Annotated in this window: 15 protein-coding genes and 1 pseudogene; 11 read left to right on the forward strand and 5 right to left on the reverse strand. The window is 65.6% G+C overall.

Features of this window, described 5'->3' with window-relative positions; translation table 11 throughout:
• Positions 1-230 precede the first annotated feature (230 nt).
• Entirely contained in the window at positions 231-2,783 is a 2,553-nt protein-coding gene (gene clpB / locus Q0627_RS18905; protein ID WP_291010843.1) for an ATP-dependent chaperone ClpB, read from the reverse strand.
• 198 nt (positions 2,784-2,981) lie between these two features.
• On the opposite strand from clpB, the gene Q0627_RS18910 reads away from it, so the two are divergent.
• A complete protein-coding gene (locus tag Q0627_RS18910) occupies positions 2,982-4,280 on the forward strand; it encodes a Fic family protein (protein ID WP_291010845.1) in 1,299 nt (432 codons plus the stop codon).
• Between the two features lie 495 nt (positions 4,281-4,775).
• On the forward strand, positions 4,776-6,308 hold the full coding sequence (locus Q0627_RS18915) for an integrase (protein WP_298811926.1): 1,533 nt from the start codon (positions 4,776-4,778) through the stop codon (positions 6,306-6,308).
• 486 nt (positions 6,309-6,794) lie between these two features.
• On the opposite strand, the gene Q0627_RS18920 is transcribed toward Q0627_RS18915, so the two are convergent.
• A complete protein-coding gene (locus Q0627_RS18920; protein WP_291010851.1) occupies positions 6,795-7,553 on the reverse strand; it encodes a MerR family transcriptional regulator in 759 nt (252 codons plus the stop codon).
• A gap of 117 nt (positions 7,554-7,670) precedes the next feature.
• Here Q0627_RS18920 and Q0627_RS18925 point away from each other — a divergent pair, with 117 nt between their 5' ends.
• Positions 7,671-8,864, forward strand: coding sequence for an MFS transporter (locus tag Q0627_RS18925; protein ID WP_291010853.1), 1,194 nt, complete (start codon positions 7,671-7,673; stop codon positions 8,862-8,864).
• 12 nt (positions 8,865-8,876) lie between these two features.
• Here the strand turns inward: Q0627_RS18925 and Q0627_RS18930 are convergent, their stop codons facing one another.
• Complete coding sequence (locus tag Q0627_RS18930) at positions 8,877-9,758, reverse strand: MBL fold metallo-hydrolase (protein ID WP_291010855.1); 882 nt, start codon at positions 9,756-9,758, stop codon at positions 8,877-8,879.
• A 69-nt stretch (positions 9,759-9,827) separates the two neighbouring features.
• On the opposite strand from Q0627_RS18930, the gene Q0627_RS18935 reads away from it, so the two are divergent.
• Positions 9,828-10,433 carry a hypothetical protein gene (locus Q0627_RS18935; protein WP_298811929.1) on the forward strand — a complete coding sequence of 202 codons (606 nt, stop codon included), beginning with the start codon at positions 9,828-9,830 and terminating at the stop codon, positions 10,431-10,433.
• Between the two features lie 136 nt (positions 10,434-10,569).
• Here Q0627_RS18935 and Q0627_RS18940 read toward each other — a convergent pair whose 3' ends face one another.
• Positions 10,570-11,049: a MarR family winged helix-turn-helix transcriptional regulator gene (locus Q0627_RS18940; RefSeq protein WP_291010859.1), complete on the reverse strand. Its 480-nt coding sequence runs from the start codon at positions 11,047-11,049 to the stop codon at positions 10,570-10,572.
• A 79-nt stretch (positions 11,050-11,128) separates the two neighbouring features.
• Between Q0627_RS18940 and Q0627_RS18945 the strand changes: the two genes are divergently transcribed.
• The 5 genes and pseudogenes from Q0627_RS18945 to Q0627_RS18965 all read left to right on the forward strand — a co-directional run bounded on the left by Q0627_RS18945 (position 11,129) and on the right by Q0627_RS18965 (position 17,773).
• Positions 11,129-11,500 carry a DoxX family protein gene (locus Q0627_RS18945; RefSeq protein ID WP_291010861.1) on the forward strand — a complete coding sequence of 124 codons (372 nt, stop codon included), beginning with the start codon at positions 11,129-11,131 and terminating at the stop codon, positions 11,498-11,500.
• 70 nt (positions 11,501-11,570) lie between these two features.
• The gene (locus Q0627_RS18950) at positions 11,571-12,428 is read left to right on the forward strand and encodes an SDR family oxidoreductase (protein WP_291010863.1); all 858 of its coding nucleotides are present in this window, start codon (positions 11,571-11,573) and stop codon (positions 12,426-12,428) included.
• A gap of 106 nt (positions 12,429-12,534) precedes the next feature.
• Positions 12,535-13,820, forward strand: a pseudogene (locus tag Q0627_RS18955) (MFS transporter).
• A 93-nt stretch (positions 13,821-13,913) separates the two neighbouring features.
• Positions 13,914-16,679, forward strand: coding sequence for a LuxR family transcriptional regulator (locus Q0627_RS18960; RefSeq protein ID WP_291010865.1), 2,766 nt, complete (start codon positions 13,914-13,916; stop codon positions 16,677-16,679).
• A gap of 221 nt (positions 16,680-16,900) precedes the next feature.
• Positions 16,901-17,773, forward strand: coding sequence for a hypothetical protein (locus Q0627_RS18965; protein ID WP_291010867.1), 873 nt, complete (start codon positions 16,901-16,903; stop codon positions 17,771-17,773).
• A gap of 45 nt (positions 17,774-17,818) precedes the next feature.
• On the opposite strand, the gene pucL is transcribed toward Q0627_RS18965, so the two are convergent.
• Complete coding sequence (gene pucL, locus Q0627_RS18970) at positions 17,819-18,742, reverse strand: factor-independent urate hydroxylase (RefSeq protein WP_291010869.1); 924 nt, start codon at positions 18,740-18,742, stop codon at positions 17,819-17,821.
• A gap of 251 nt (positions 18,743-18,993) precedes the next feature.
• Here pucL and Q0627_RS18975 point away from each other — a divergent pair, with 251 nt between their 5' ends.
• A complete protein-coding gene (locus Q0627_RS18975) occupies positions 18,994-22,233 on the forward strand; it encodes an Ig-like domain-containing protein (protein WP_298811937.1) in 3,240 nt (1,079 codons plus the stop codon).
• A 55-nt stretch (positions 22,234-22,288) separates the two neighbouring features.
• Entirely contained in the window at positions 22,289-23,704 is a 1,416-nt protein-coding gene (locus tag Q0627_RS18980) for a VWA domain-containing protein (RefSeq protein ID WP_291010874.1), read from the forward strand.
• The last annotated feature ends 148 nt before the right edge of the window (positions 23,705-23,852 follow it).

Here is a 23,852-nt window from a genome sequence, read left to right on the forward strand (position 1 = left end):
CCAAGACCGACCTACTTCCCAGCAATCCGCCACCTTGACCCCTGAGACCGAAGCGACGAACGAACCAATCACCTCCTTGATCCCTGAGGCCGAAGCGACGAAGGAGCGAGGGTCACGAAGGGTCCGGCGACCATTCGACACCTGACGCGACCACCCCGGAGGCGACGGCAGTGCCCGCAGGAATTACCTCGCGGGCACCGCCGGCTATCAGCAGTCCGTAGATCGGCCGGTTACCCCAGGACCAGCCCCTCCCCGTCGGCGGACACATTGACGGGCACCACATCCCCGTCGCGCACCGTCCCGGCCAGCAACAACTTGGCGAGTTGGTCGCCGATCGCCTGCTGCACCAACCGACGCAGCGGCCGGGCGCCATACAGCGGGTCGAATCCGCGGTCGGCCAGCCACTTCTTGGCGTTCGCCGACACCTCCAGCCGCAGCCTGCGCTGGGCCAGACGCTTGCCGAGCTGCCCGAGTTGGATGTCGACGATGGACACCAGCTCTTCGGCGCTCAGTGCGTCGAAGATGACGACGTCGTCGAGGCGGTTGACAAATTCGGGTTTGAACGCCGAACGCACCGCGGCCATCACGAAGTCCTTGTCGCCACCCGACCCGAGGTTGGACGTCAGGATGAGGATGGTGTTGCGGAAGTCGACGGTGCGGCCCTGCCCGTCGGTGAGCCGGCCTTCGTCGAGCACCTGCAGCAGCACGTCGAACACGTCCGGGTGCGCCTTCTCCACCTCGTCGAACAGGACGACGGTATAGGGGCGACGACGGACGGCCTCGGTGAGCTGACCACCCGACTCGTACCCGACATACCCCGGAGGTGCACCGACGAGCCGTGCAACGCTGTGCTTTTCGCCGTACTCACTCATGTCGATACGCACCATGGCACGCTCGTCGTCGAACAGGAACTCCGCCAGCGCCTTCGCCAGTTCGGTCTTGCCGACACCGGTGGGCCCGAGGAACAGGAACGACCCGAGCGGCCGGTTCGGGTCGGCCACACCGGCACGGGCCCGGCGGACGGCATCGGATACCGCGGTGACAGCATCCTTCTGCCCGATGACCCGTTGTCCCAGTTCATCTTCCATGCGGAGCAGCTTGGCGCTCTCACCTTCGAGCATGCGACCGGCGGGCACACCGGTCCACGACGAGACGACCTCGGCGACGTCGTCAGGGCCGACCTCCTCCTGCAGCATCACGTCCTGCCCCGGTGCGGCACCGGTCTTCTCGACGGCGGCGTCGAGTTGCTTCTCCAGGCCGGGGATCTTGCCGTACCGCAGTTCGGCGGCCTTACCCAGGTCACCGTCGCGTTCGGCCCGATCAGCCTGTCCACGAAGACGATCGAGCTCCTCACGCAGATCACGCACCGAGTCGATGGCGGTCTTCTCACCCTGCCAGCGGGCTGACAGCTCGTTCAGCTTCTCCTTCTGGTCGGCCAGTTCTTGCCGCAGCTTTTCCAGCCGTTCCTTGGATGCCGCATCGGTTTCCTTTTGCAGCGCAAGCTCTTCGACCTCCAGGCGGCGGACGATCCGCTCCACCTCGTCGATTTCGACGGGGCGCGAGTCGATTTCCATCCGCAGCCGGGAGGCGGCCTCGTCGACGAGGTCGATGGCCTTGTCGGGCAGGAACCGCGAGGTGATGTACCGGTCGGAAAGTGTTGCGGCGGCAACCAATGCGGAGTCGGTGATGCGCACGCCGTGGTGCACCTCGTACTTCTCCTTGAGGCCGCGCAGGATACCGATGGCGTCCTCGACGGACGGCTCACCGACGTACACCTGCTGGAAGCGCCGTTCGAGGGCGGCGTCCTTCTCGATGTACTTGCGGTATTCCTCGAGCGTCGTCGCACCGACGAGGCGCAGTTCCCCGCGCGCGAGCATCGGCTTGATCATGTTGCCCGCGTCCATCGCCGAATCGCCGGTGGCACCGGCGCCGACGATGGTGTGCAGCTCATCGATGAACGTGATGACCTGTCCGGCGGAGCCTTTGATCTCGTCGAGGACCGCCTTGAGGCGTTCCTCGAATTCACCACGGTACTTGGCACCGGCGACCATCGAACCGAGGTCGAGGGAGATGACGGTCTTGCCGCGCAACGACTCCGGCACGTCGCCGGCAACAATGCGCTGGGCGAGCCCTTCGACGATGGCGGTCTTGCCGACTCCGGGCTCGCCGATGAGCACGGGGTTGTTCTTGGTACGCCGACTCAACACCTGCACGACGCGGCGGATCTCGGAGTCTCGGCCGATGACCGGGTCGAGCTTGCCTTCGCGGGCGGCGGCGGTGAGATCGGTGGAGTACTTCTCCAGCGCCTGATACGTCGATTCGGGGTCTGCGGAGGTCACCCGTGCCGTACCCCGTACGGACACGAACGCCTCGCGCAGCGCCTGCGGGGTCGCACCCTGGTTGTGCAGGAGTTTCGCGACGTCGGAGTCCCCGGTCGCCAGGCCGACGACGAGGTGTTCGGTGGAGACGTACTCGTCGTTGAGTTCGCCGGCGAGCTGTTGCGCGGCGCTGACAGCCGCGATCGACTCGCGGGAAAGTTGTGGGGTCGCGCTGGCACTGGCGACGGTGGGCGCGCGGTCGACGATCGCCTGGGCCAGTGTCCGAACCGTCGACGGGTCCACTCCGACAGCCTTGAGCAGCGGCGCGGCGATACCGTCGGACTGATCGAGCAGTGCCACCAGGATGTGAGCGGGACGCACGTCCGAGTTGCCGGCAGCGGTCGCGGCCTGCACGGCGGCGCTCAGCGCCTGCTGCGTCTTGGTCGTGGGGGTGAAGCTGTCCACTTCGCTTCTGCCTTTCTCTTTAGTCCAACAGACTCAAGTATGAGCCTACAGAGTCGACAACACCAACAGACTTGAGCGTATTCCACTCAACTCATGATTCGGCACTTAACCTTCAACGAACCGTCTGCTCATTGAAGTTTGACCTATAAACTTCAATGATCCGCCTGACGATTCACAGAAAGGTCACAACCTTCAACGATGGCCGAACTCATCCACCGGCACTGGCAACCCGCTGACCAGTCAGGCCTGGTCGCGGCAGACCGTCGTGGTGGCCGATACTCGGCGTACGTCCCCGACATGCTGTGCGGACGCCCACTGGCCCTCGATGGCGCCCTCGGAGCATCAGCTGCCGCCGCCGAACGGGCAATCCGGGGCCTCTCCGTGCTCCCCGGCTCACGTGGCCTGGCGGCGATCTCCCGGCTCCTCACCCGTTCGGAGGCCATCTCCAGTTCGATGATCGAAGGCATCGCACCGTCGCCGCAGCAGGTGGCGCTCGCCGAACTGGGCCTGACCGAGAAGGTCCGGGGTCTCAGCGACAAGGCGAAACTGGTCGCAAACAACATCGCCGTCCTGCGCACAGCGTCCGGTGAACTCGTGAGCTCACCAACCATCACGATCACCGACATCGAGGCGCTGCACGATGGTCTGCTGCCGGACGACCGGCATCGAGGAATCCGCACGGTCCAGAACTGGATCGGAGGTTCGAATTGGAATCCACTGAGCGCGCAGTTTGTTCCGCCACCACCGGAGATGGTCCCCACCCTGGTCGATGATCTCGTCCGGTACATGAACGGCGCCTCGCACGGGCCACTCATCCAGGCGGGCCTGGCTCACGCGCAGTTCGAGACGATCCACCCGTTCACCGATGGGAACGGACGAGTCGGCAGGGCCCTGATTCACACGGTCCTGGCGCGTGGCGGGCTATCGCCCGACGCCGTCCTGCCCGTCAGCCTCGTGCTGGCAACGCTGAGTGACCGATACGTCGAAGGCCTGAACAGCTACCGATACATTGGACCCGCAGACCGAGCCGAGGCGGGTAACGGACAAACGGCGTGGCTGACGTTTTTCGTCGAAGCGGCATCCATCACCATCGACCAGGCCGCACAGCTCGCGGCCGATGTCTCGGCACTGGAAACCGCATGGCATCACAAGGTCCACCAGAACAGAGCTGAGCGCGGACTGCGGACGACTCTGCGCGCCAACTCGGCAGCGCAACGCATGTTGTCGCTCCTCCCGGAAGCACCCGTGCTCACTGCACGCTCAGCCGAACGACTGATCGACGCCTCCTTCAACACCGCCCGCAACGCACTCGAAGAACTCGCGGACGCAGGAGTACTCACTCGCAAGGTCATCGAACGCGGAACCACCGGCTACCTGGCCCACGACATCCTCGATCTCGTCGGCATCACCGAACGCCGTCTCGCGAGCACCCAGTTCGACACCCGCACCTCACCACCGTCCCGACCGGCTCCCGCGCGACCACCGACACGGGAATAGGCAAGCCGCCATCAGAGTGTGTGGGCGCCATGGGCCTTTGTGCAGCGGGCGGGTCCCAGACCGCTGGTTCAGGTGGATCGGTCGATGGGGAACTGCCTGAGCGTCACAGGTAATCGTGCACAGTGATGGGTGGGGCTCGCGGCGTGACCGGCAGCCCCTGACTTGTCTGAATCAGGACTCAACAAGCGCTCGATCCTACGGACGACCAGAACTCCACCCAACCAAGGCCCGGACTACCCGGACTGGAGTTTTCGGCCCCGCGCACTGACGTGCTATAGTGGCTGAGTCCGAGTGAACGGACATAGAACTTAAACAAGGGTAGTAACCCTCAAGGGGCGCGGCTTCGGTCGCGCCCCTTCTTTTTTCCACGACTCAGGGGGATAGTCGTTGAGCAGCCCAGGTACTGATCCTGCTTCAGCGTACAGTCGGCACGTCAATGCCAGATTCCGGGACTTCACCAACCCGAGAACTCCCTGGTCACGACGGTTGTGGGATGTGGGTACATTCCTGACACTTGAAGAACTTCATGAAGTCGGACAATGGCTTGACCGGCAGGTACTCAGCCCCTCTGCCGTTAACTGGTTGCAACGTAGCCTAGAGGCGCGGCTTGGCCAGGACGCGGCGTTCGGCTCCAAAGAGCTCCGACAGCAGCTGACCCAGTGTCTCCGGTCAGACCTCACCGTCCGGTCTGATGGTCGGCGCCGCCTACGTCATGTCATCGACGTCGCGCGGCCCGGATATCTCGACCGGTGGGCAGCGCAGGTCGCCCTTGACGAGCCTCCCGGTGCTGAACGTGCGGCTCGCGCAACTGCGGCCCATCTCCTCGATTCCGGCCACAGTCTCGTGGGCCTACGACGCTGGTTGGGCGAGCACTCACAGTGCTCCGCCGTCGACTTGCTCGTACAAGCTGCCGAACTCGCGGACAAAGGTCCCCGCATGTTCAGTATCTGGGTACGAGTGAACGATCTTCCAGAAATCGTCCGCTTGGCAGATCCCCTGCCCCACTTCACACGTCACGCTAGTCTACCGGGTCCGATCGCCGACAAGTTGAGAAGTCTCGATTCCATACCGGCGCTCGGCGCATTCAACTACACCGTGGAGGCCCGCGATGCTGAGCGCGCCGTCGAGTTGGTTTCCGAGGTTATCGAGCGGATGCGTGCCCGAGCGCGGTTTGCTCATTCGAACCGTCACATCGTGTTTAGTAGCGAGGTGTATGTCGAGACAGAAGATCGCTTCATTGAGCTACGCGTTCCCGACCGCAATGCCGCAATCATGTCTCTGGTGACCGAAGGGCAGTTGCTCGATGTCATCCCCGCGAAAACCTATGCGGCAGAACGGCATGCCATCGATGACGCGCTGGAACTGGCGGCACCACTCAACTCAGGAGGGCTGGCTCCCGCGATCTCAGGTGCGTGGGCAGCGCTGGAGGCGTTGTTGACCGACTCTCAGGACAGCGACAAGAAGGAGGGCAAAGTCGGCGCTGCCACTCACGCGGCCCGGTTGGTCGCATGTTCGTGGCCAAGAGCTGAACTGACCGCCCTGTCGTACCGAATCGACCCAGAAAGGGGAACCGGCCGCGAGTTGTCCGCGCGTCTTGATGTCGCGGAGACGAATCGGGATAGATCCCAGATCATCGCCGACCAGTTGCGTAACACTGGACAGATCCCACTGCTCCGAACTTGGCGACTACCCAGCGACGCGGCCGCCGTAACCCGAATGAACCGACTTCTCGCGAATCCCACAGGAATGCTCACCCAGGTCAGCGACTACGTGGAGGGATCACTGCGTCGTATGTACCGGTGTCGCAACGTCATCGTCCACGGAGGATCAACTCGGGGAGACGTCTTGGACTCGACGCTTCGAGTGGTTGCTCCGCTGGTCGGGGCGACGCTCGACCGCATCACACATGCTCATATCGTTCTCGGCATCGAACCGCTCGAACTGGCCACCAGAGCGGATGCGGCCGTAGCTTTGGCGTCAGATCACTCCATGGGTCCTCACATAGTCGATCTGCTTGGGAGGCGATGACGCCGATATCCGGGCGGCTGATCAGCCGCCCCACCCAGCAACGTAGCCGGCATCATTGACGGGTGACGACAGTCGCCAAAGATCCCGACGGCCTGCAAATGCGGGTTGCCCTGAGCTGACGTCCCGTCCTGGGTGTCCGGCGATCGACTCATCGGCACCGCTACTCATCACGGCCGGAACCCTCCGGGACGAAGCCGATTTCGTGTTCTACGCCGACGGTGGAACCTTCGGTCAGGTCCCCGACCTGTGCCTGCCCCTGATCGATGCGACCGGATGGAGAATGATGCGTTTCCCGACGTCGGTGGCCACCGAGACCGCGTTCTTCGACGGCGAACTGTACCGCTACGCCGTCAATGGAAGTACCGCACTGCCAGACAGGGCCATGCCACCTGGGTTAGACTGTCTAGCAATAGATTTCGGACGGACTGCCGGGCTACATTCAGTGCGCAGGTCCCGAGCCCCACTGCCCCAGGACCTGCAAACCTACTACAACTCCTTCTCCGCGAACGCCACCATCGCGTCGCGGACGAACGCCGCGAACTCCCGGCCGTCGACCGAGTAGGTCTTGCCGAACCGCGGGTCGTCGACGTACATCTGGCCCAGACCCGTGAACGCCTCGGCCGACGGGGCCGTGCCGCCCCAACTCGCCCGAATCCATTCGTACTGCCGCCGGGCCAGCGCCTGCACCTCACTACCGTGGACATCGAGCCCGCGCGCCGAAGCATCGGCGAAACCCTTGATCAGCGAGGATGATTCGTCCTCGAAAGCCTTCCGGCCGGCGCCGTCGAGCGACCGCCACCAGGTGTCGGAAGCGGTATAGGCCTCCTCGCCCCACCGATCCACAACCTCGTCCTTGTACTGCGTGTGGTCGAATCCGTTGAACATCGTGTCAGCCACGAGCTGTTCCCCTTTCTCCAGTGCTTTGATGGTTGACCGCACCGATTCAACGACAGCCGCGAGCCGGGCACGCTCGGATTCGAGCTTCTCGACATGAGCACGCAACGCCTCGACGGCGTCGACACCCGCGTCGAGTACGTCCCCGATCTCGCGGAGCCCAACTCCCAACTCCCGCAACACAAGAATGCGTTGCAGGCGCACCAGTGCATCCTCGTCGTAGAGCCGCACCCCACCGGCGCCGGTTCCCGTCGGAAGCAGTATCCCGACCTGCTCGTAGTGACGCAGCGTCCGGCTCGTCACGCCCGACGACCGCACGACCTCCTGGATCGTCCACTGCTCGCCGGTCATGTCGCCGCCCTTCATCAAGTGTCATCTCTTCGGTACCTCACTCACCCTGCCGGTTGACGCCGCGTCAAGCGCAAGCTTGACCATCTGACCACCCGTGGGTATGAGAGGCTCGCAGGTATGCCGCCGGAGCGTGTTCACGAGTCACCGTCGAGACCGTCGACGGTGTGGATCGTCGTCACGGCCGTCGGCGTCATGCTGGTCGCGGCGAATCTACGGCCCGCGGTCGTGTCCGTGGCACCGCTGGTCTCCGACATCCGGCATTCGACCGGATTCAGCAGCGGAACCGCCGGCCTGCTGACGACGCTGCCGATCCTGTTCTTCGGACTCGTCGCCCCGTTCGCGCCGTGGCTCGCGGCCCGATTCGGGTTCGAACGCGCCGTCTTCGGATCGATGGTCGTGCTGATCGCCGGCATCATGCTGCGCGCGATCCCCGGAACGCCCTGGCTGTTCGCCGGTTCCGCGGTAGTCGGTGCGGCCATCGGTGTATGCAATGTGATTCTGCCCGGTCTCATCAAACGCGACTTCTCCCACAGCGCCGGCATGATGACCGGGCTGTATTCGATGACGATGACCGGCGGAGCCGCGGTGGCGGCGGCGTTCACCGTCCCCATCGACGACCGGTTCGGCGGCGACTGGCGAAAGGCGTTGGCGTCGTGGGTGATTCTGGCGATGGTCGCCGTCGTCGTATGGATACCTCAGCTGCGGCAAACGCATTCGGGTTCATACATCCGCCCCGCCCCGCTGTGGGGAAACAAGATCGCCTGGGCCATCACCATTTTCATGGGATCGCAGTCGTTCGTCTTCTACACCTTCGTGGCATGGATCCCGACATACCTCACCGATCGTGGCTACGACCGGACCGAGGCCGGCACCGTCCTCGCCGCCGGTCAGTTCGCCGCGATCGTCGGTTCGCTGGTGATACCGATCGTCGCCGGCCGATTCGCCGATCAGCGCTGGGCCGGGATCGTCACCGTCTGCAGCAGCGCGGCCGGACTGCTCGGACTGCTCTGCACCGACGTATGGGCGGCGTTCTGGTGCATGCTCGTGCTGTTCGGCCCCGGCTCGGCGCTCGGCCTGGCCCTGCTGTTCATGGTGCGCCGCAGCAGGTCTGCGGAACAGACCAACCAGGTGTCGGGGATGGCGCAATGTCTCGGCTATGTACTCGCGGCGGCCGGACCGTTCGGGCTCGGCGTCGTCCACGATGTCACCGGGTCGTGGGCGGCGGCATTCTCGGTGATCGCGGTGGCCCTGTGCACCCAGACCTGGGGCGGATGGGTGGCCGGACGAAACGTCCATATGACGGCCGAGTGAGCACCGCGCACCTCAGCGAACCCGGACGTACCGCCCCGGCTCGGCGAGTTCCACCTGCTGCACACCGACCAGACGTTCCACATGAAGTTGTGCGGTACGTAGCTCGACGGCACTCACGTACGGGGCGTCGACGTGGGGGCGGTACACCAGCCGGTAGTCGGCAATCTCGCCGATGGTGTGTGGCTCGGTCAGGAACTCCAGCAGCCGTTCCTCGCGCCGGAAGATGATCTCGCGGTAGGCGCGCAGCCGCTTGCGGAACTCATCAGCGCCTTCCACGACGCCCTTCTGGTGGAAGGTGCCGTACCAGCGCGCATCGATCGCCCCGGCCCGGTCGATCGAGGCGAGAAAGTCATCGACGCTGGAATGCAGGTCGCCGTACAGCGGCCCGAACGACGTCAGATCGATGTCGGCGACATAGAAGAAGCCGTCGGGTTCGATGAGCACACCGCTGTGTCCCGGCGTGTGCCCGGGTAGGTGGACGAGCGTTGCGGTGCGATCCCCCAGGTCGAGTACCTCGCCGTCGTCGACGCCCTGCACCCCGTGATGACGGCTCGGCAGCCCGAACTGCTCATCGATGATCCGTGCCACCTCCGGACGGTCGGCCGGGTCGAGGCCGTACGAATCGAGCAGAACCTCCAGCGACGCAACAGCTTCGACATCCCGGTGATGCGTGTAGACCGGCGCGGAAAAGTACCGCAGCCCGGCGATGTGGTCCTCGTGCGCATGACTGATCACCACCGCATCGGCCCGCACCGACCCGTCGACACCTAGTGCCGGATCGATCAACAGTTGCTGCGCCGACCCGGCCACCAGCACCGAATTGCCATACGGGAACGCCCCACGCTCCTGCCCTTCGAGAACCGTCACCGCACCGAACACCCGATCCGAAACCATGCCTTCGGGTCTATCAGACCCGAGAGCATCATTGAGGAGAATGTCCGAGGCCGCAGCTACATTGCGACTGTGAAGGACAACAACGTCTATAAGGCCGGTCCCGCCGCGGACCCCGACGACATCGACTTGAACGTCGGTCGAGAGGCGCTCACTCTCATGCATCTCGAACAACCACCGGGGTGCCTCACACCCGCGCAGATCGCGTTCGCCCTCGGCAACGATCCCGACTACATCGACGCGCTGATCGCGCACGACGACGACCAGTCGTCGGTGTGGAGCGAATCGGCGCTCCACGTACGCAACGTCGGCGGCGACCCGGACGAGGTCGAGGTGCATCTGATCGAGGCCCGTGCCTGGGGGTCGACCGCCCAGACCAAACGGGGCGCGCTGGCCTGGCTCGAAAGCCCCCCCGCCGCACCCCCCGTCGACTTCCTGCTCGATGACGAACTTCTCGCCGTTCGGCGTGCCGGTGACTCGAAAGTCCGCGCATGGCGTGAATGTTCAGGTCCCGAGTGCACCGAAGAATCTCGGGAATGTCCGGCGCACGGAACCAGGGTGGTCGAGTTGGAAGACGCGTACGACCGATCCGTCGAGACTCTCCGCGCCCGCTTTCTGGTGTTGTCACGAGCCAACGACAAAGTACCTGAGGCCGTACCCGGCTCGACGGCTCGCTGATCTGCCGACCACCCCTGCGCAGTGACCGCGCAACGCACACACATTGCCGACAACTCTGGATTCCGGAACCGGAAGCAAGCCTTCATCGATGTCAGAGCCGTCACGATTGAGTCAGCACATGTCGCCTCAGAGTGACTTATCCGCATTTCCTGTCGGGGTCGATGGCGTGGACGACCTTGCGGCCGATTCCGGCGAGCACGCGGATCTCGTCGGCGTCGAGGGTGTCGATGAGCAGGCGCCGCACCTCGCGGACGTGGGCGGGGGCGGTCAGCTGGACCTTCGCGTAGCCGGCGTCGGTCAGGGTGGCGTTGGTGCGTCGTCCGCCGCCGGGGACCTGGCGCCGGGTCAGGTAGCCGGCGTTTTCCAGCCTTTTGGCGGTGTGCGAGAGACGTGACAGCGACGACGACGCGAACCGCGCGATCTCGGTCATCTGCATCGTCCGGTCCGGTTGTTCGGACAGCACCGAGAGCACCATGTATTCGAACATACTCAGCCCGGAATCTCGTTCGAGTTGCGCGTCGAGGGCGGTGGGCAACTGGACCATCAACGCAGCGACGGCGAGCCACGCGCCGCGCTCCTCGGGGGTGAGCCACGGGGTGTCGTCTTCTGCGGTCATACCGACATCCTAACGCTACTTGACGCTTCAACAAGATCTGCTAGAGTTTCATCTTGAACATTCAAGTAGGGAGCTCGATATGAACATTCTTCTGTGGATCATCGCCGGCGTGCTCGCCGCGGTCTTCGTCGCGTCCGGCCTGATGAAGGCGACCCAGCCGAAGGAGAAGCTCGCCGCGAGTCTGCCATGGGTGAACGACTTTTCGCTCGGCACCATCCGCTTCATCGGGATCGCCGAGATCCTCGGCGCCATCGGCCTGATCCTGCCCGGCGCCACCGGCATCGCCGCGGTCCTCACCCCGATCGCCGCCGTCTGCCTAGCCGTAACCATGGTGCTTGCCGCGGTGGTCCACGGCCGTCGTGGCGAAACGCAGGCGATCGTCGTGAACGTCGTACTGCTGGCGCTCGCGCTGTTCGTCGCCGTCATGCGGTTCGGCCCCAACGCATTCTGAGCCCAACACATTCTGGGCCCGCCACACCCCATCCATCCGCGCCGCCCGAGCGGCACAGTAAGGAGCAATCATGACCATCGCCGTTTTCGGAGCCACCGGACAACTCGGCCGTCTCACCATCGACGCACTGCTGGCCCGCGGTGTGGCCGCCGACCGGATCCGCGCCCTCGGACGCAACCCCGAACGCCTCGCCGAACTCGCCGACGCGGGCGTGGCCACCTTCACCATCGACCTCGACGACGCATCGACGCTGGCCGCGCCACTGCAGGGCGCCGACGAGGTGTTCCTCATCTCGGGCAGCGAAGTGGGCAAACGGCTTCCGCAACACCGGGCCGCCATCGATGCCGCCGTCGCCGCCGGGGTTCGCCGCATCACCTACACGTCGGCCCCGCGGGCGGACGTCAGCACCCTGGTCCTGGCGCCCGAACACAAGGCGACCGAGGAATACCTCGCCGCATCGGGCCTGACCACCACCATCCTGCGTGACGGCTGGTACACCGAGAACTACCAGCCCGACTTCGGTGTCGCGCAGGCCACCGGCGTCATCGCCAACAGCGTCGGCGCCACCGCCCGTATCGCGAGCGCCCCGCGCACCGACTTCGCCGAGGCCGCCGCCATCGTCCTCACCACCGACGGCCACGACGGCAAGGTGTACGAGGTCAGCGGAGACACAGCCTGGACGTGGCCGGAGTTCGCCGAGGCCGCATCGCAGGTGCTGGGCAAGCCGATCGAATACAAGGCGATCACCGTCGACGAGGAGCGGGTCGCGCTGGCTGCCGCCGGGTTGCCCGCACCGGTGGTCGATCTCGTCGTGGGCCTGAACGAGGGCACCCGAGACGATCAGCTCTCCCTGACCACCGGCGACCTGTCCCGGATTCTCGGCCGGCCCACCACCCCGATCGTCGACACCATGCGGTCCTGGGCATAGGCGTACCCGGGTGTAGCCCAGCCCGTCACCCGGCGCGGGCACGACGGCCGAACACTGCGCCGGGCGCGATGACGACCCCTGTGTAGTGTGCTTGCCAGGAGGTGCCATGTCGTTACCAGCACGGGACCCCGAAATAGCGTCGGCACCAAGCAATCTCGCCGACAAGAATCCGACCGGAGACCACCCCGACGACGTGGCTGTCCCGCGCGCAGATGTCAGTGCCGGGCGGGCCCTCGCGATTGTCGCGGTGCTGTGTTTCGGTGGCCTGGTCGCGGCGGTGATGCAGACACTGATCATCCCGATCCAGCCGGAACTGCCCACCACCCTCGGCACGACCATCGAGAACGCGTCGTGGGTCATCACCGCCACGCTGCTCGGTGGTGCCGCCCCGAGCATCTGACGTCGATGGCGGTGGCGACGATGGGTGTCGGTGCCGGCATCGGCCTGCCGCTGGCCGCATGGATCAGCGAGTCCGCCGATTGGCATGTGTTGTTCTGGATGTCGGGGGGACTCGGTGTGATCGTCCTGGCGCTCACGCTGGTGGTGGTCCCGCACATCGACGACGCCGTCGGCGGACGGCTCGATCTGATCGGCGCGCTCGGATTGTCGGCAGGTCTCATCGCTGTGCTGACCGCGATCACCAAAGGCAACCACTGGGGCTGGTCGGCACCGATCACCTTGGCATTGCTCGCCGGCGGGCTGGTCGTCCTACTGGTGTGGTGCTGGTACGAACTGCGCCACGACGACCCGCTCGTCGACCTGCGCACCACCGCCCGTCCGGCGGTTCTGTGCACCAACATCTCCTCGATCGCCGTCGGATTCGGGATGATGGCGCAGTCCGTCGCCATCCCGCTGCTGCTGGAATCACCGACCGCTACCGGCGCGGGGCTGGGCCAGACCGTACTGCAGGCCGGTCTGTGGATGGCGCCGTTCGGCGGCATGATGCTGTTGATGTCGCCGGTGTCGGGGACGCTGATCCGGCGGATCGGCGGCCGGTCCGCCTTCCTGATCGGCGCCGCGCTGCTCGGCGCCGGATATGTTCTGGCCCTGTTCCTGATGGACACACCGCTGCAGATCATGGCCGCCACCGTCGTCTGCGCGGCGGGCGTCGGCGTCGCCTACTCGGCGATGCCCACACTCATCATGGACAACGTGCCCGCCGCCGAATCCGGTGCGGCCGTCGGCCTCAACGGCCTGATGCGGTCGATCGGAACGACATCGGCGTCGGCGGTGATGGCCATGGTGCTGACCGGTTCCACGGTCACCGTCGCCGGCCACCACTACCCCGACCAGTCGGCGTTCCGCTGGTGCTTCGTGATCGGTGCCGGCGCCTCGTTCCTGGGATTCGGAATCGCACTGCTGATCCCCCGGAACAGCGACGGGACCTTGTGACCTGCGCCACTGTGATCGTCCCCACTTTCGATTCGCTATCACAAACTTGCAGGTATGCACCGGCCGAATGTGAACGGTGACTACACTGTTCGCGTGCCCGCGCCGCAGAGTTCCCGCCGGTCGGCGACGATCGCGGAACTCACCGACGCGCTCACCGCAGCCCTCAACGGCGTCCCCCGCGCGCACCGGACGCTGGTGATCACCGCAGGGCCCGGCACCGGAAAATCCCATATCCTGCGCGAGCTGCTCGACGCCCTGCCCACTCAATCCGCGCTACGACTCGGCGGGGCAGTCTGCACGGTGCGCCGCGCGGAGGCCGACGACCTGTCCTGGCGCAGGCCCTACGCCGTCGCCGCGGCCCTGCTCGGCCGTGACATGTACGCCCCCGTCCCCGACGATCTCGCTGACGACCTTTACACGTGCGTCGACGACATGTGTGCCCTGGGGCCCGTCGTGCTGGCCGTCGACGACGCCCACCACGCCGATGCCGCCAGCCTCGAACTCTTCACCAGGCTCACCGGCGCCGCCCGCGATCTGCCGCTCGTGCTGATCCTGACCCGTCGGCAGCTACCTGCCCGCGAACAGCTGACCCGCCTGTTGTCCCTGCCGGATGTCCGCGAATGGTACGTGCCGCCGATGTCGAAGGCGGAACTGATCAGCCTGGCTGCCGGGACCCTGCATGCCACTCCCGGTGCCGGTGTCGGGGCGGTCCTCGAGCGTTCGGGCGGCAATCCCATGCACGCACTCTCGCTGCTGCGGTCATTGCGCCAAACCGGCGGCCTACATGTGATCGACGGTGTCGCCACGGTCGATCCGGACGGCGTCGCGGGCGTCCACGCCGGTATCAAGGAAGCGATCGGATCTCATCTGGCGCTACTGGATCCCGCGGCCCGCGAACTGACCCAGAAGCTCGCCGTATGGGGCGGTCCGGCCACGCTCGCCGAGATCGCCGCCCTCGACGGTTCGTCCCCGGTCGGCCTCGTCGGTGCCGCCCAGACCAGCATCGACGCCGGTGTGGTGGGCACCGGTCCCGGCGACACGCTGCACTTCACCCACGATCTGTACGCCGACGTCACGTACGAACGGCTCGCGCCGGCACTGCGCACCGTCCTGCATCAGGCCGTTGCCGATCACCCGGGCGCCGGGCGCAGAACGCAGGTCGTGGCGCATCACACGGTCGCCGCCGGCACCGACGCCGACCGCAGTGCGGCGGCAGTCGCGGCCGCCCAGCGCGAACTCGGCCATGTCCCGGCGATGACCGTCGAGTTGCTCGACACCCTGCCCGCCGACGTGACGGCCTCGAAGAACCTGCGGGCGATGCATCTGAACCTCGCCACGGCCCTCACCCGCACCGGACAATTCACCCGCGCGGCACAGGTCGCCGAAGAGGGCCTGGCCCACGCCACCACCGTCGAGGAGATCACCGACCTGCACCAGGTGCTGCTGTTCGCCGTCATCACCAAAGGTGACACGGTGCGCGCCCGCGAGCTGATCGACCAGACCCTGGCGCTACCCCTCGACGAGGAGACCATCACCGAACTCACCGACCTGCGCCGGTACGTCGGCATCATGGAAGGTGCCGAACCTGTTCCGCGCCAACCGTTTTTCGACGTGGCCCACGCGCACTCCCGGCCGTTGTCCGGGGTGGTGGCCGAGTCGCTGCGTCGCATGATGCTCGGCGACCTGCACGAGTCGCTGCGCTTGATCCTGATCGCATCCCGCCGGGATGCCGACGAGGGCGCCCGCGGCGAGCACAGTGCCTCCGACGCCGACATCTGGGTGCCGCTGATCGAGCAGTATGCCCACGGCGCGGGACCGGCCGCCGACCTGCTGCGATCGGTGGCCGGGCTGCGCGTCAACCGGGGCACCGACTGGATGATCGCCTACCACGAATTCATCCAGGGCGGAATCGAATTGGACCTGGGGCGGGTGACCGACGCCGCCGCCTCGTTCGACGCCGGACTCGAACGGGTGGCCACCGCCGACATGGGCTGGACATCGCTGGCCGTCGGCGGACGCATCCACGCCGCGATCCTCACCGGCGAGTTCGCCGATGCCGCCACCCGGATCGAGGAGTGGAACGCCCGCGGACTCCCCGACCAGCTCGGCATCCCGATGATCGACGCCACCGCCGTCCAGTTGCTCGAAGCGACCCGCAAACTGCGGCCGGCGGCCACCGCGGCGATGAAGGTGTGGGACCGCGCGCACACGCATGGCGCCTACATGTGGATGCCCGAATTCGGCCTCGAATGCGCCCGCATCGGGCTGCGCGCCGGCGACGAGGCACTGCTGCACCGCCTGGTCGACGACCTTGATTCGCAGCCTTACCCGCAATCAGATTGGGCTGCAAGCGATGTCGATCTCATAAACGCCATCGCGGCCACGGCGCTCTCGGGCGCCGACCCGATGACGGTTGTCGCTGCCGCGCGCAGCACCGCCGAAGCCCATGACGCGGTGGGCTTTCAGGTCGGCCGGGTCCGGGCGCTCGAGGAGGCCGCCTGCGCCGCGGCGGCGGCCGGCGACAAGGCCCTCGCCCGCGGCATCGCCCACGAGACACTGGTTCTGACCCAGGGGATGGGTGCGGTAACAATCTCCGAACGCCTGTGTTCGCGGCTGCGCCCACACGGCCTGCGATTGACCCCCAGCGCCACCCGGGAGCGGCCACAGACAGGCTGGGATGCCCTGACGCGGACCGAACGGGCCATTGCCGAATTGGTCGGCGACGGGTGTAATGGACCGGAAATAGCCGAACGCCTGCATATTTCGACACGCACCGTGCAAACGCACGTGTCGCACGCACTCACCAAGCTCGGTCTGCGCACGCGCGTCGAACTGGCCGCTTTCGTCGCAGGACGATAGCGATCCGCGCGCCTTTGGCGCTCGAATATCCGTCATGTGACGGATTTCTGTGCGTCCGTTGGCTGGCACAGTTGTGTGAGTCGTCGCACCGCGGGAGGCTACCCCGGGTGTCCCGCGGCGCGACGACCACCTGACGTTCCAGTGACCCAACCGTCCTGAGCCCGCCAACTCTTCTGAGCCCCCACGCTTCTGAGCCCTGAGGACACCGCATGAGAGTCTCGATGACGGACCCTATCGGCGCATTCGCCGGACGGCCGCACGGAAAGCCGCGGTTCAGCAGCGTCGGGAAGGTCCTCTATCTGGTCACCACCACTCCGGACGGCAACAGCGCACTCCATCAGCACAAACATCCGCTCGGGGTATCCGCGGCCGTGACGACAGACCTGCTCGGCAGGCCGATCGGCGACGCCGTCGCCGACCCGGCAGCCGGTCCCCGCATATACGTCACCACCGAGTACGACGGCAGCACCATCGTCAACGCGGTCGACCCCTCGGGCCGGAACAAGACCGTCACCATCGACGGAACTGCCTTGGGCGCAATACAACTGGCCGTACTGGAAGGACAGGGCGAGGACGGCTATCTGTATCAGAACGTCGCAACCGGTAGCGGCGGCCGCACACTGGTGATCATCGACCGGGCAACCCACGCGGTGGGCAGAACGATCTCCACCAACGCACCCGCCGGGCCCGCGATCTTCCGCGACGGCAACGTCTACCTGCTTAGTTCGGGCGGCGATCCCGCGACCGACGGCACCAGCCTGGTGTGGTTCAACCCGCATTCCTTCGTGGCCGGGGGCACCATGAGTTTCACCGACCTTCAGTTCGGCGTACCCCAGATATCCTCCGGCAGTGGTACTCCCACATTGGTGACCCGTGCCGACGGCACGTACTACCTCACCCTGCTGCGCTATGACCCCGGCACCGACCGGTACACCACCAACGTCGTGCGCTACGGCGATCATCTGCTCGACGTCCGTTCCATTCCCGGCAAACACACCGGCCCGCCGCAACGGCTATCCGACGGCACGATCATCCAGGTCGTCCACGCCGACGGAATCACCCGTTACGTAATCCTCGACGGAAACCGGATCTGACCTCGATCCAGAACTCCGGTGCCCGGCCGACGAACTTCCACGAATCTATAGCCAGTTGCGGTAAGTGACCCAGGCCGGGCCGGCGTCGGGAGCGTCCTCGCGGGAGACCGCGGCCTGGATGAGGCCGTACGGGCGGTCGTCGGCGTGGAACACCTCCTTGTTGTTCTCGACGTCGTCGAACGCGGAGAAGTCGTAGACGAAGTGGTGTTTGTTGGGTGCCGACATCCGCACCTCCGCGACCAGCGGAAACTCCTCCAGGATCGCCTCGCCGATGCGGTGCAGCGTCTGCTGCAGGGCGAGTGAGTGGACGGTCGCGAACTTGGCGATCGCGATGTCGCGGATCCGGGCGAACAGACCGTCGAAGCCGAGTTCACCTGGATCGGTACCCACCAGCCGCCACTGCATCACCAGCGACGTCGCCATCACGCGGTCGTCGGTCTCCTCCAGGATCGTGTACGGATCGACGAAGAAGCCCTTGAACTCGCTGCCCGTGGATTTGAGGAGCACGAAGTCCTTCACACCCGAGACGACCCAGGTGTGCTCCTTGTTGTGGGTGACGGCCACGGTGCGCACCTCTGCCGACGCCTTCACGAACGTATGCGGATGTTCCTCGCCGTCGACGATCGCCCGCTCCCACGCGAACTCCTCCACCTCGATCAGCGCCTCGTCGACCGGTTCGATGTCGTCGACGTAGTGCGTGGCCAGCGCCAGCGCGTACTCCTCGGGCGAACTGATGCCGACCTTCTTGGCGTAGGCGTACGCGGTCTGTTTCTGCGTGTCGGTCGGCAGCACCTTGCTCTGATCACCGGTCAGATAGGCGTCGGTGAAATCACCACGCAGACAAGATGATACGTTCAGATCCCGGATCTCGTGGCGAGCGGTGTCGCGGACGATCCGGACCACCCGATTCTCGGCCTTGCCGTACTGGTTTCCGGACAGGACGATCTTTCCGGACAGGCTTTCGGACATCGGTCACGACCTCTCTGTGGTGTCCCCAAGTTCGGTATCCATATCAGACCGCACCCGTTAAACGGATGTGTCCTGGTCGTTAGCGGGATGGAACAACACCGAACCTGTTTGGCGCTGCGATCTCCGTCATGACACAGACGACCGCGACGGCGCGGAGGCGGACAGTGAACGTGCAGCCTTACCCAATGCGCCAGATCTCCGAACGCGCCAGGTCCCCAGATACGAAGGCCCCGATCAGAAGGTCCCCAGCCATGAGAACCTACAGCCACCGAACCCGACTGATCGCAGCAGCGGCGGGCGTGAGCATCGTCCTGCTCGGCGGCAACGGCACCGCCCGGGCCGACTCCTACGGCTCCGGCGAGTCGACGGGCGCCACGTCCACCAGCACGTCGGTGACGGATTCCGGCGAATCCGCCTCGTCCGGCGCACCGTCGTCCGGCGAATCCGCCACGTCCGGCGCACCATCGTCCGGCGAATCCGCCACGTCCGGCGCACCATCGTCCGGCGAATCCGCATCCGCTGAATCCGGTTCCGGCAGTGACGGTTCCGGTACAGGCGATTCGGGAGGCACCGGCTCGGGTGGCAGCGAGCCCGCCTCCGGGGGCTCGGAATCCGGGGATTCGGGGACTGCGGGCGGCGAATCAGATGACACCGACCCCGGCTCCACGAACCCCGGCTCCACCGACGCCACCGGGCAGACCGTCGACGGTGCCATTTCCGGCGAGAGTGAACAAGAACAAGGTTCTGACGCAGGCGATTCCGGCGACGCGGACACCAGAGGCACCAACACCGGAGGCACCGACACCCCGCTGACGCCCGCCACAAAGCCGGAAGCACCGCAGAATCCGGCTGCGCCGTCCGTCGGCGCCGTTGACGGACCTTCGACACCGCTGTGGCAGCCACCGGTGACCGGCGGCGCCGCCGATGAACCGGTCGATTCCGGATCCACCACATCACGGGATGCAAAGTCTTCGCCCGATGGTGCCCAGTTGACCGATGATGCCCAGTTGACCGATGACGCACTGCTATCCGACAACCCAGGCCCCGGTGGCCCCGGTGCAGAGGGCGCCGACAACGGGAAGATCACTGCGATCACCCCACCGTTGGCAACGGTGTCATCTTTACCCGTTGCACCGCAATCATTTTCGTCGCCATCAAGCATGCCGATGGCACCGGTCTCACCATCACTGAGTAGCGCCCCGCTCAGTTCCGCACTCGGTCTCCTGACATTGTTCGGCCTTCCGCTGCTCAGTGGCGGCAACTCCCCGGCACCCAGCAATCCGATCGCCTGGACGCTGCTGTGGATCATCCGGCGGCATCAGGAGCACTGGCACAACCAGGCGCCGGTCGCCGCACCCGTCGTCACCACCTCCGATCCCGAAACAGGCGTGGTCACAGGCAATCTCAACGCCACCGACCACGAGGGCGATCCGATCAGCTACCAGGTCACCACAGGCCCGACCGCGGGCGGCGTCGTCGTCAACGCCGACGGCACCTTCGTCTACACCCCCGGCCAGGGACTCCTCGACAACGGTGGGACGGACACATTCACCGTCACCGTCTCCGATGCGACCGGGCCACATCACCATCATTTCGCCATTCCGTTCTGGCTCGGGCAGACCGGGCACACCACGACCACCACCGTCTCGGTGGTCGTCGATGCCGTCCACACCAACGACGCCCCGACGCTCACGGTCAATCCGCCCACCACGGTCAACCCGATCACCGGAATCGCCACCGGCACCATCTCCGCCACCGACCCCGACAACGATCCGCTCACCTACACCGTCAACGGAAATACCAGCACTGCAAACACTTTCACCACCGACAGGGGCACCTTCACCCTCAACGGCGACGGCACGTACACCTTCCCCCCCACTGCGGCGGCCCGGTGGAACGCGTCGTTCGCCGGCGAGGACCCGGCCACACATGCCGAAACGCTCAGCATCACCGTCGACGATGGCAACGGCGGCACCGACACCCAGACCGTCACCATCGGTATCGCCCCGATCGCCGTCCCCGGCGAACCCGTCGGACAGGCGGCCACCTCCACCAACGGCCGCACTTACTTCACCACCCGTGATTTGGCAACGGGCACAACATATGTCACCTACATCGATCCGGTGACCCGGGCCACCACCACGAACGTCGTCGCCGGCAGCCCGCTCGGCGGGATTCAGTTGGGCCCCAACGGAGTCGCCTACCAGACCAGCACCGACAACGCGGGCCGGACCTACATCACCAGCTTCGGCGGGCCACTCACCGAGGTCATGCCGTACTACTACTATCGCGCCGGCCACACCCCGGTGGGGAACCTGCGGTTCGACTCGACCGGCAATGCCTACCAAGTAATGTCCGCCGCCAACGACACCGCCGTCTACGTGATCGGCGCCGACGGCATCGGCAGGCTCCACTCCATCACCAACGAAAAGCCGGTCGGTCCCGTCGTGATCGGACCGAACGGAAAGATCTACCTCACCACCGAACGGGTGGTGGCCGGCAACATGAAGACCCGAGTGTCGATCCTCGACCCGGCCGCCGGTGTGGTCAAGGCCGTCAACGCAGCGGGGGTTCCGGTAGGGACGGTGTATGTCGGCCCCGACGGGTCGGTGTACCAGGTCGGCTACATAGCGAACACCGACGAGACGACGCTGTACCGCTACTCGGCCACGCTGACCTCGCCGGATGACCTCGATGCCGACGGAAGCCCTTACGGTGGAGCCTATTTCGATGATGATGGCACCGTCTATATCCTCACCAGGCTGGACAACGGCAACACGCAGATCAACAGATTCAATTACGACTGGGGCTATGTCGGCTACTTCGACGTCGAAGGCACGCCGTCAGGCGATGTGGTCTTTCTTCCCGGAACCAACCAGGGGTACTTCGTCACCAGGACCGACGGCGCCACCCCCGGCACCTACGTGACCCACATCCACTCGGTCAATTTCGACGCGTTTCCGCCCAGCAGCACCGTCGTCATCCCGGGCGAACCTATCGGCGGCCCCGTCCTGGCGGCCGACGGCAATCTGTATCAGGTGATCACCGGGACGAACACCATTGTCCGCCGGCTCAACGGTTCCGATGTCTATCAGGTCGGCGGAACCGCCACCAGCCAGGTCGTCGGTGACGACACATACCTGTGGGTGACGACAACCGAGGGCGACGAGTCCACGGGGAAGACCTATATCCGCCGGATCAACATCGCGCTCGGTCCCCAGGGTTCCTACACCGTCGACGGAATCCCGGTGGGCACGCCGGTCATCGGCGCGGACGGCACCAAGTACCAGACCGTGGTGCGATACGACACCGATGCCGGCATCTACCGGACCACGGTCATCGCCTACAACGGGAATCTCTTCATCTACCACTTCACCTTCGACGGCCGGCCCACCACCGGCGTCCACATCGCTCCCGACGGCACCGTCACGCAGACCGTCGAGACCGGCGGCATCACTCGCGAGGTCGTCTTCAGCGGCGTCCGGCTGTGACAAGTCCGTCATTCGTACGTACCCGGCGTGGCCCGTACCTGGCAAGATGTGAGCGGTGACGACCCTCAGCAAAGGCGCCAACATCAGCCTCGACGTCCTGCAGGTCCGCGCGGCGCTGGGCTGGCGGCCCGGACCGGGCTGTCCCGACGTCGACGCGTCGGCACTCCTGCTCACTGCGGCAGGCTCGGTCCGTGACGATGCCGACTTCGTGTTCTACAACCAACCGCACCACGCCTCCGGTGCGGTGCGGCATGTCGGCAAGTCCGGGGCGGTCCAATCGGGATGCTTCGATGTGATCGACATCGACCTCGCCCGCATCGAACCGGCGATCGATCGGATCGTGCTCGCCGCATCGGCCGACGGCGGCACCTTCGGGCAGGTCCCGGACCTGTGCCTGACGCTCGTCGACGCCACCGGCCGGGAGGTCGCGCGCTTCCCGATGACCGCCACCACCGAAACCGCATTCGTCGGCGGCGAGCTCTACCGGCGTGGGGGGCAGTGGAAGTTCCGGGCCGTCGGGCAGGGCTACGATTCCGGACTGGACGGACTGGCAACGGATTTCGGCATCAGCATCGACGACGAACCGGCCCCCGCGGCTGCGCCGATTCCACCCCGGCAGGCTGTTCCGGCTACGCATCAGCCGGCTGTGGCCGTTCCACCCCCACCGGCCGCCGCGAACCAGGCACCGTCGCAGATCAACTTCTCCAAAGGCGAGGAACGGCTGCCCGTCGACATGCGTAAGCGGCTCAGCCTGCGCAAAGAGCAGATCGCGGTCTCCCTACGCAAAGCCGGCGCCACCGAACCGATCGTGGCCCGGGTGATCCTGGTCCTGGACGCGTCCGGGTCGATGGCCGGTCTGTACTCCGGTGGCACCGTCGCCACCTGCGTCGAACGCGTCGCCGCGGTGTCCGCTGTCCTCGACGACGACGCCACCATGCAGGCGTGGACCTTCGCCACCAATCCCGCCCGGCTACCCGACGTCCAGCTCGGCGATCTGCCGCAATGGATTCCGCTGCACGTGCGGCTCGGCACCATGTTCGGCGGCTTCCGGAAGAAGAAGCGCCAGAAGGAAATGGCCGCCGGACAGATCGACATGTCGAAGGTGGGTTTCGGCAACGAGGAACAGAAGGTGATCGGCGAGATCCGGGATTACGTGGCGTGCAACCCGATTCCGCATCCCACCCTCGTCCTGTTCTTCTCCGACGGCGGTGTGTACCGCAACGACGAGATCGAACGACAGTTGCGAGATGCCGTCGAACAACCCGTCTTCTGGCAGTTCATCGGACTCGGCAACGCCAACTACGGTGTGCTGCAACGGTTCGACGAAATGGCCGGCCGCCGCGTCGACAACGTCGGATTCTTCGCCGTCGACGATATCGACCGCATCAGCGATCAGGAACTGTACGACCGGGTGCTGCAAGAGTTCCCGTCCTGGATCAAGGCCGCCCGCGCCGCCGGCATCCTGCGCTGATCGGGACGTCGCTGAATCACGACGTCACAAAGCCGCGACCACCCATCTTGATCCCTGAGGCCAAAGCGGCAAAAGAGCAAGGGACCACCATCTTGATCCCTGAGGCCAAAGCCACAAAAGAGCAAGGGACCACCATCTAGATCCCTGA

This window comes from uncultured Gordonia sp. (genome assembly GCF_937858515.1).
Lineage (GTDB): Bacteria > Actinomycetota > Actinomycetes > Mycobacteriales > Mycobacteriaceae > Gordonia.

Bases quoted from the DNA above. Each gene is read 5' to 3' on its own strand.
- Q0627_RS18910 (WP_291010845.1), top strand. From the start codon at position 2,982: ATGGCCGAACTCATCCACCGGCACTGGCAACCCGCTGACCAGTCAGGC.
- Q0627_RS18920 (WP_291010851.1), bottom strand. From the start codon at position 7,553: ATGACCGGCGAGCAGTGGACGATCCAGGAGGTCGTGCGGTCGTCGGGC.
- Q0627_RS18925 (WP_291010853.1), top strand. From the start codon at position 7,671: ATGCCGCCGGAGCGTGTTCACGAGTCACCGTCGAGACCGTCGACGGTG.
- Q0627_RS18930 (WP_291010855.1), bottom strand. From the start codon at position 9,758: ATGGTTTCGGATCGGGTGTTCGGTGCGGTGACGGTTCTCGAAGGGCAG.
- Q0627_RS18940 (WP_291010859.1), bottom strand. From the start codon at position 11,049: ATGACCGCAGAAGACGACACCCCGTGGCTCACCCCCGAGGAGCGCGGC.
- Q0627_RS18945 (WP_291010861.1), top strand. From the start codon at position 11,129: ATGAACATTCTTCTGTGGATCATCGCCGGCGTGCTCGCCGCGGTCTTC.
- Q0627_RS18950 (WP_291010863.1), top strand. From the start codon at position 11,571: ATGACCATCGCCGTTTTCGGAGCCACCGGACAACTCGGCCGTCTCACC.
- Q0627_RS18965 (WP_291010867.1), top strand. From the start codon at position 16,901: ATGACGGACCCTATCGGCGCATTCGCCGGACGGCCGCACGGAAAGCCG.
- pucL (WP_291010869.1), bottom strand. From the start codon at position 18,742: ATGTCCGAAAGCCTGTCCGGAAAGATCGTCCTGTCCGGAAACCAGTAC.
- Q0627_RS18975 (WP_298811937.1), top strand. From the start codon at position 18,994: ATGAGAACCTACAGCCACCGAACCCGACTGATCGCAGCAGCGGCGGGC.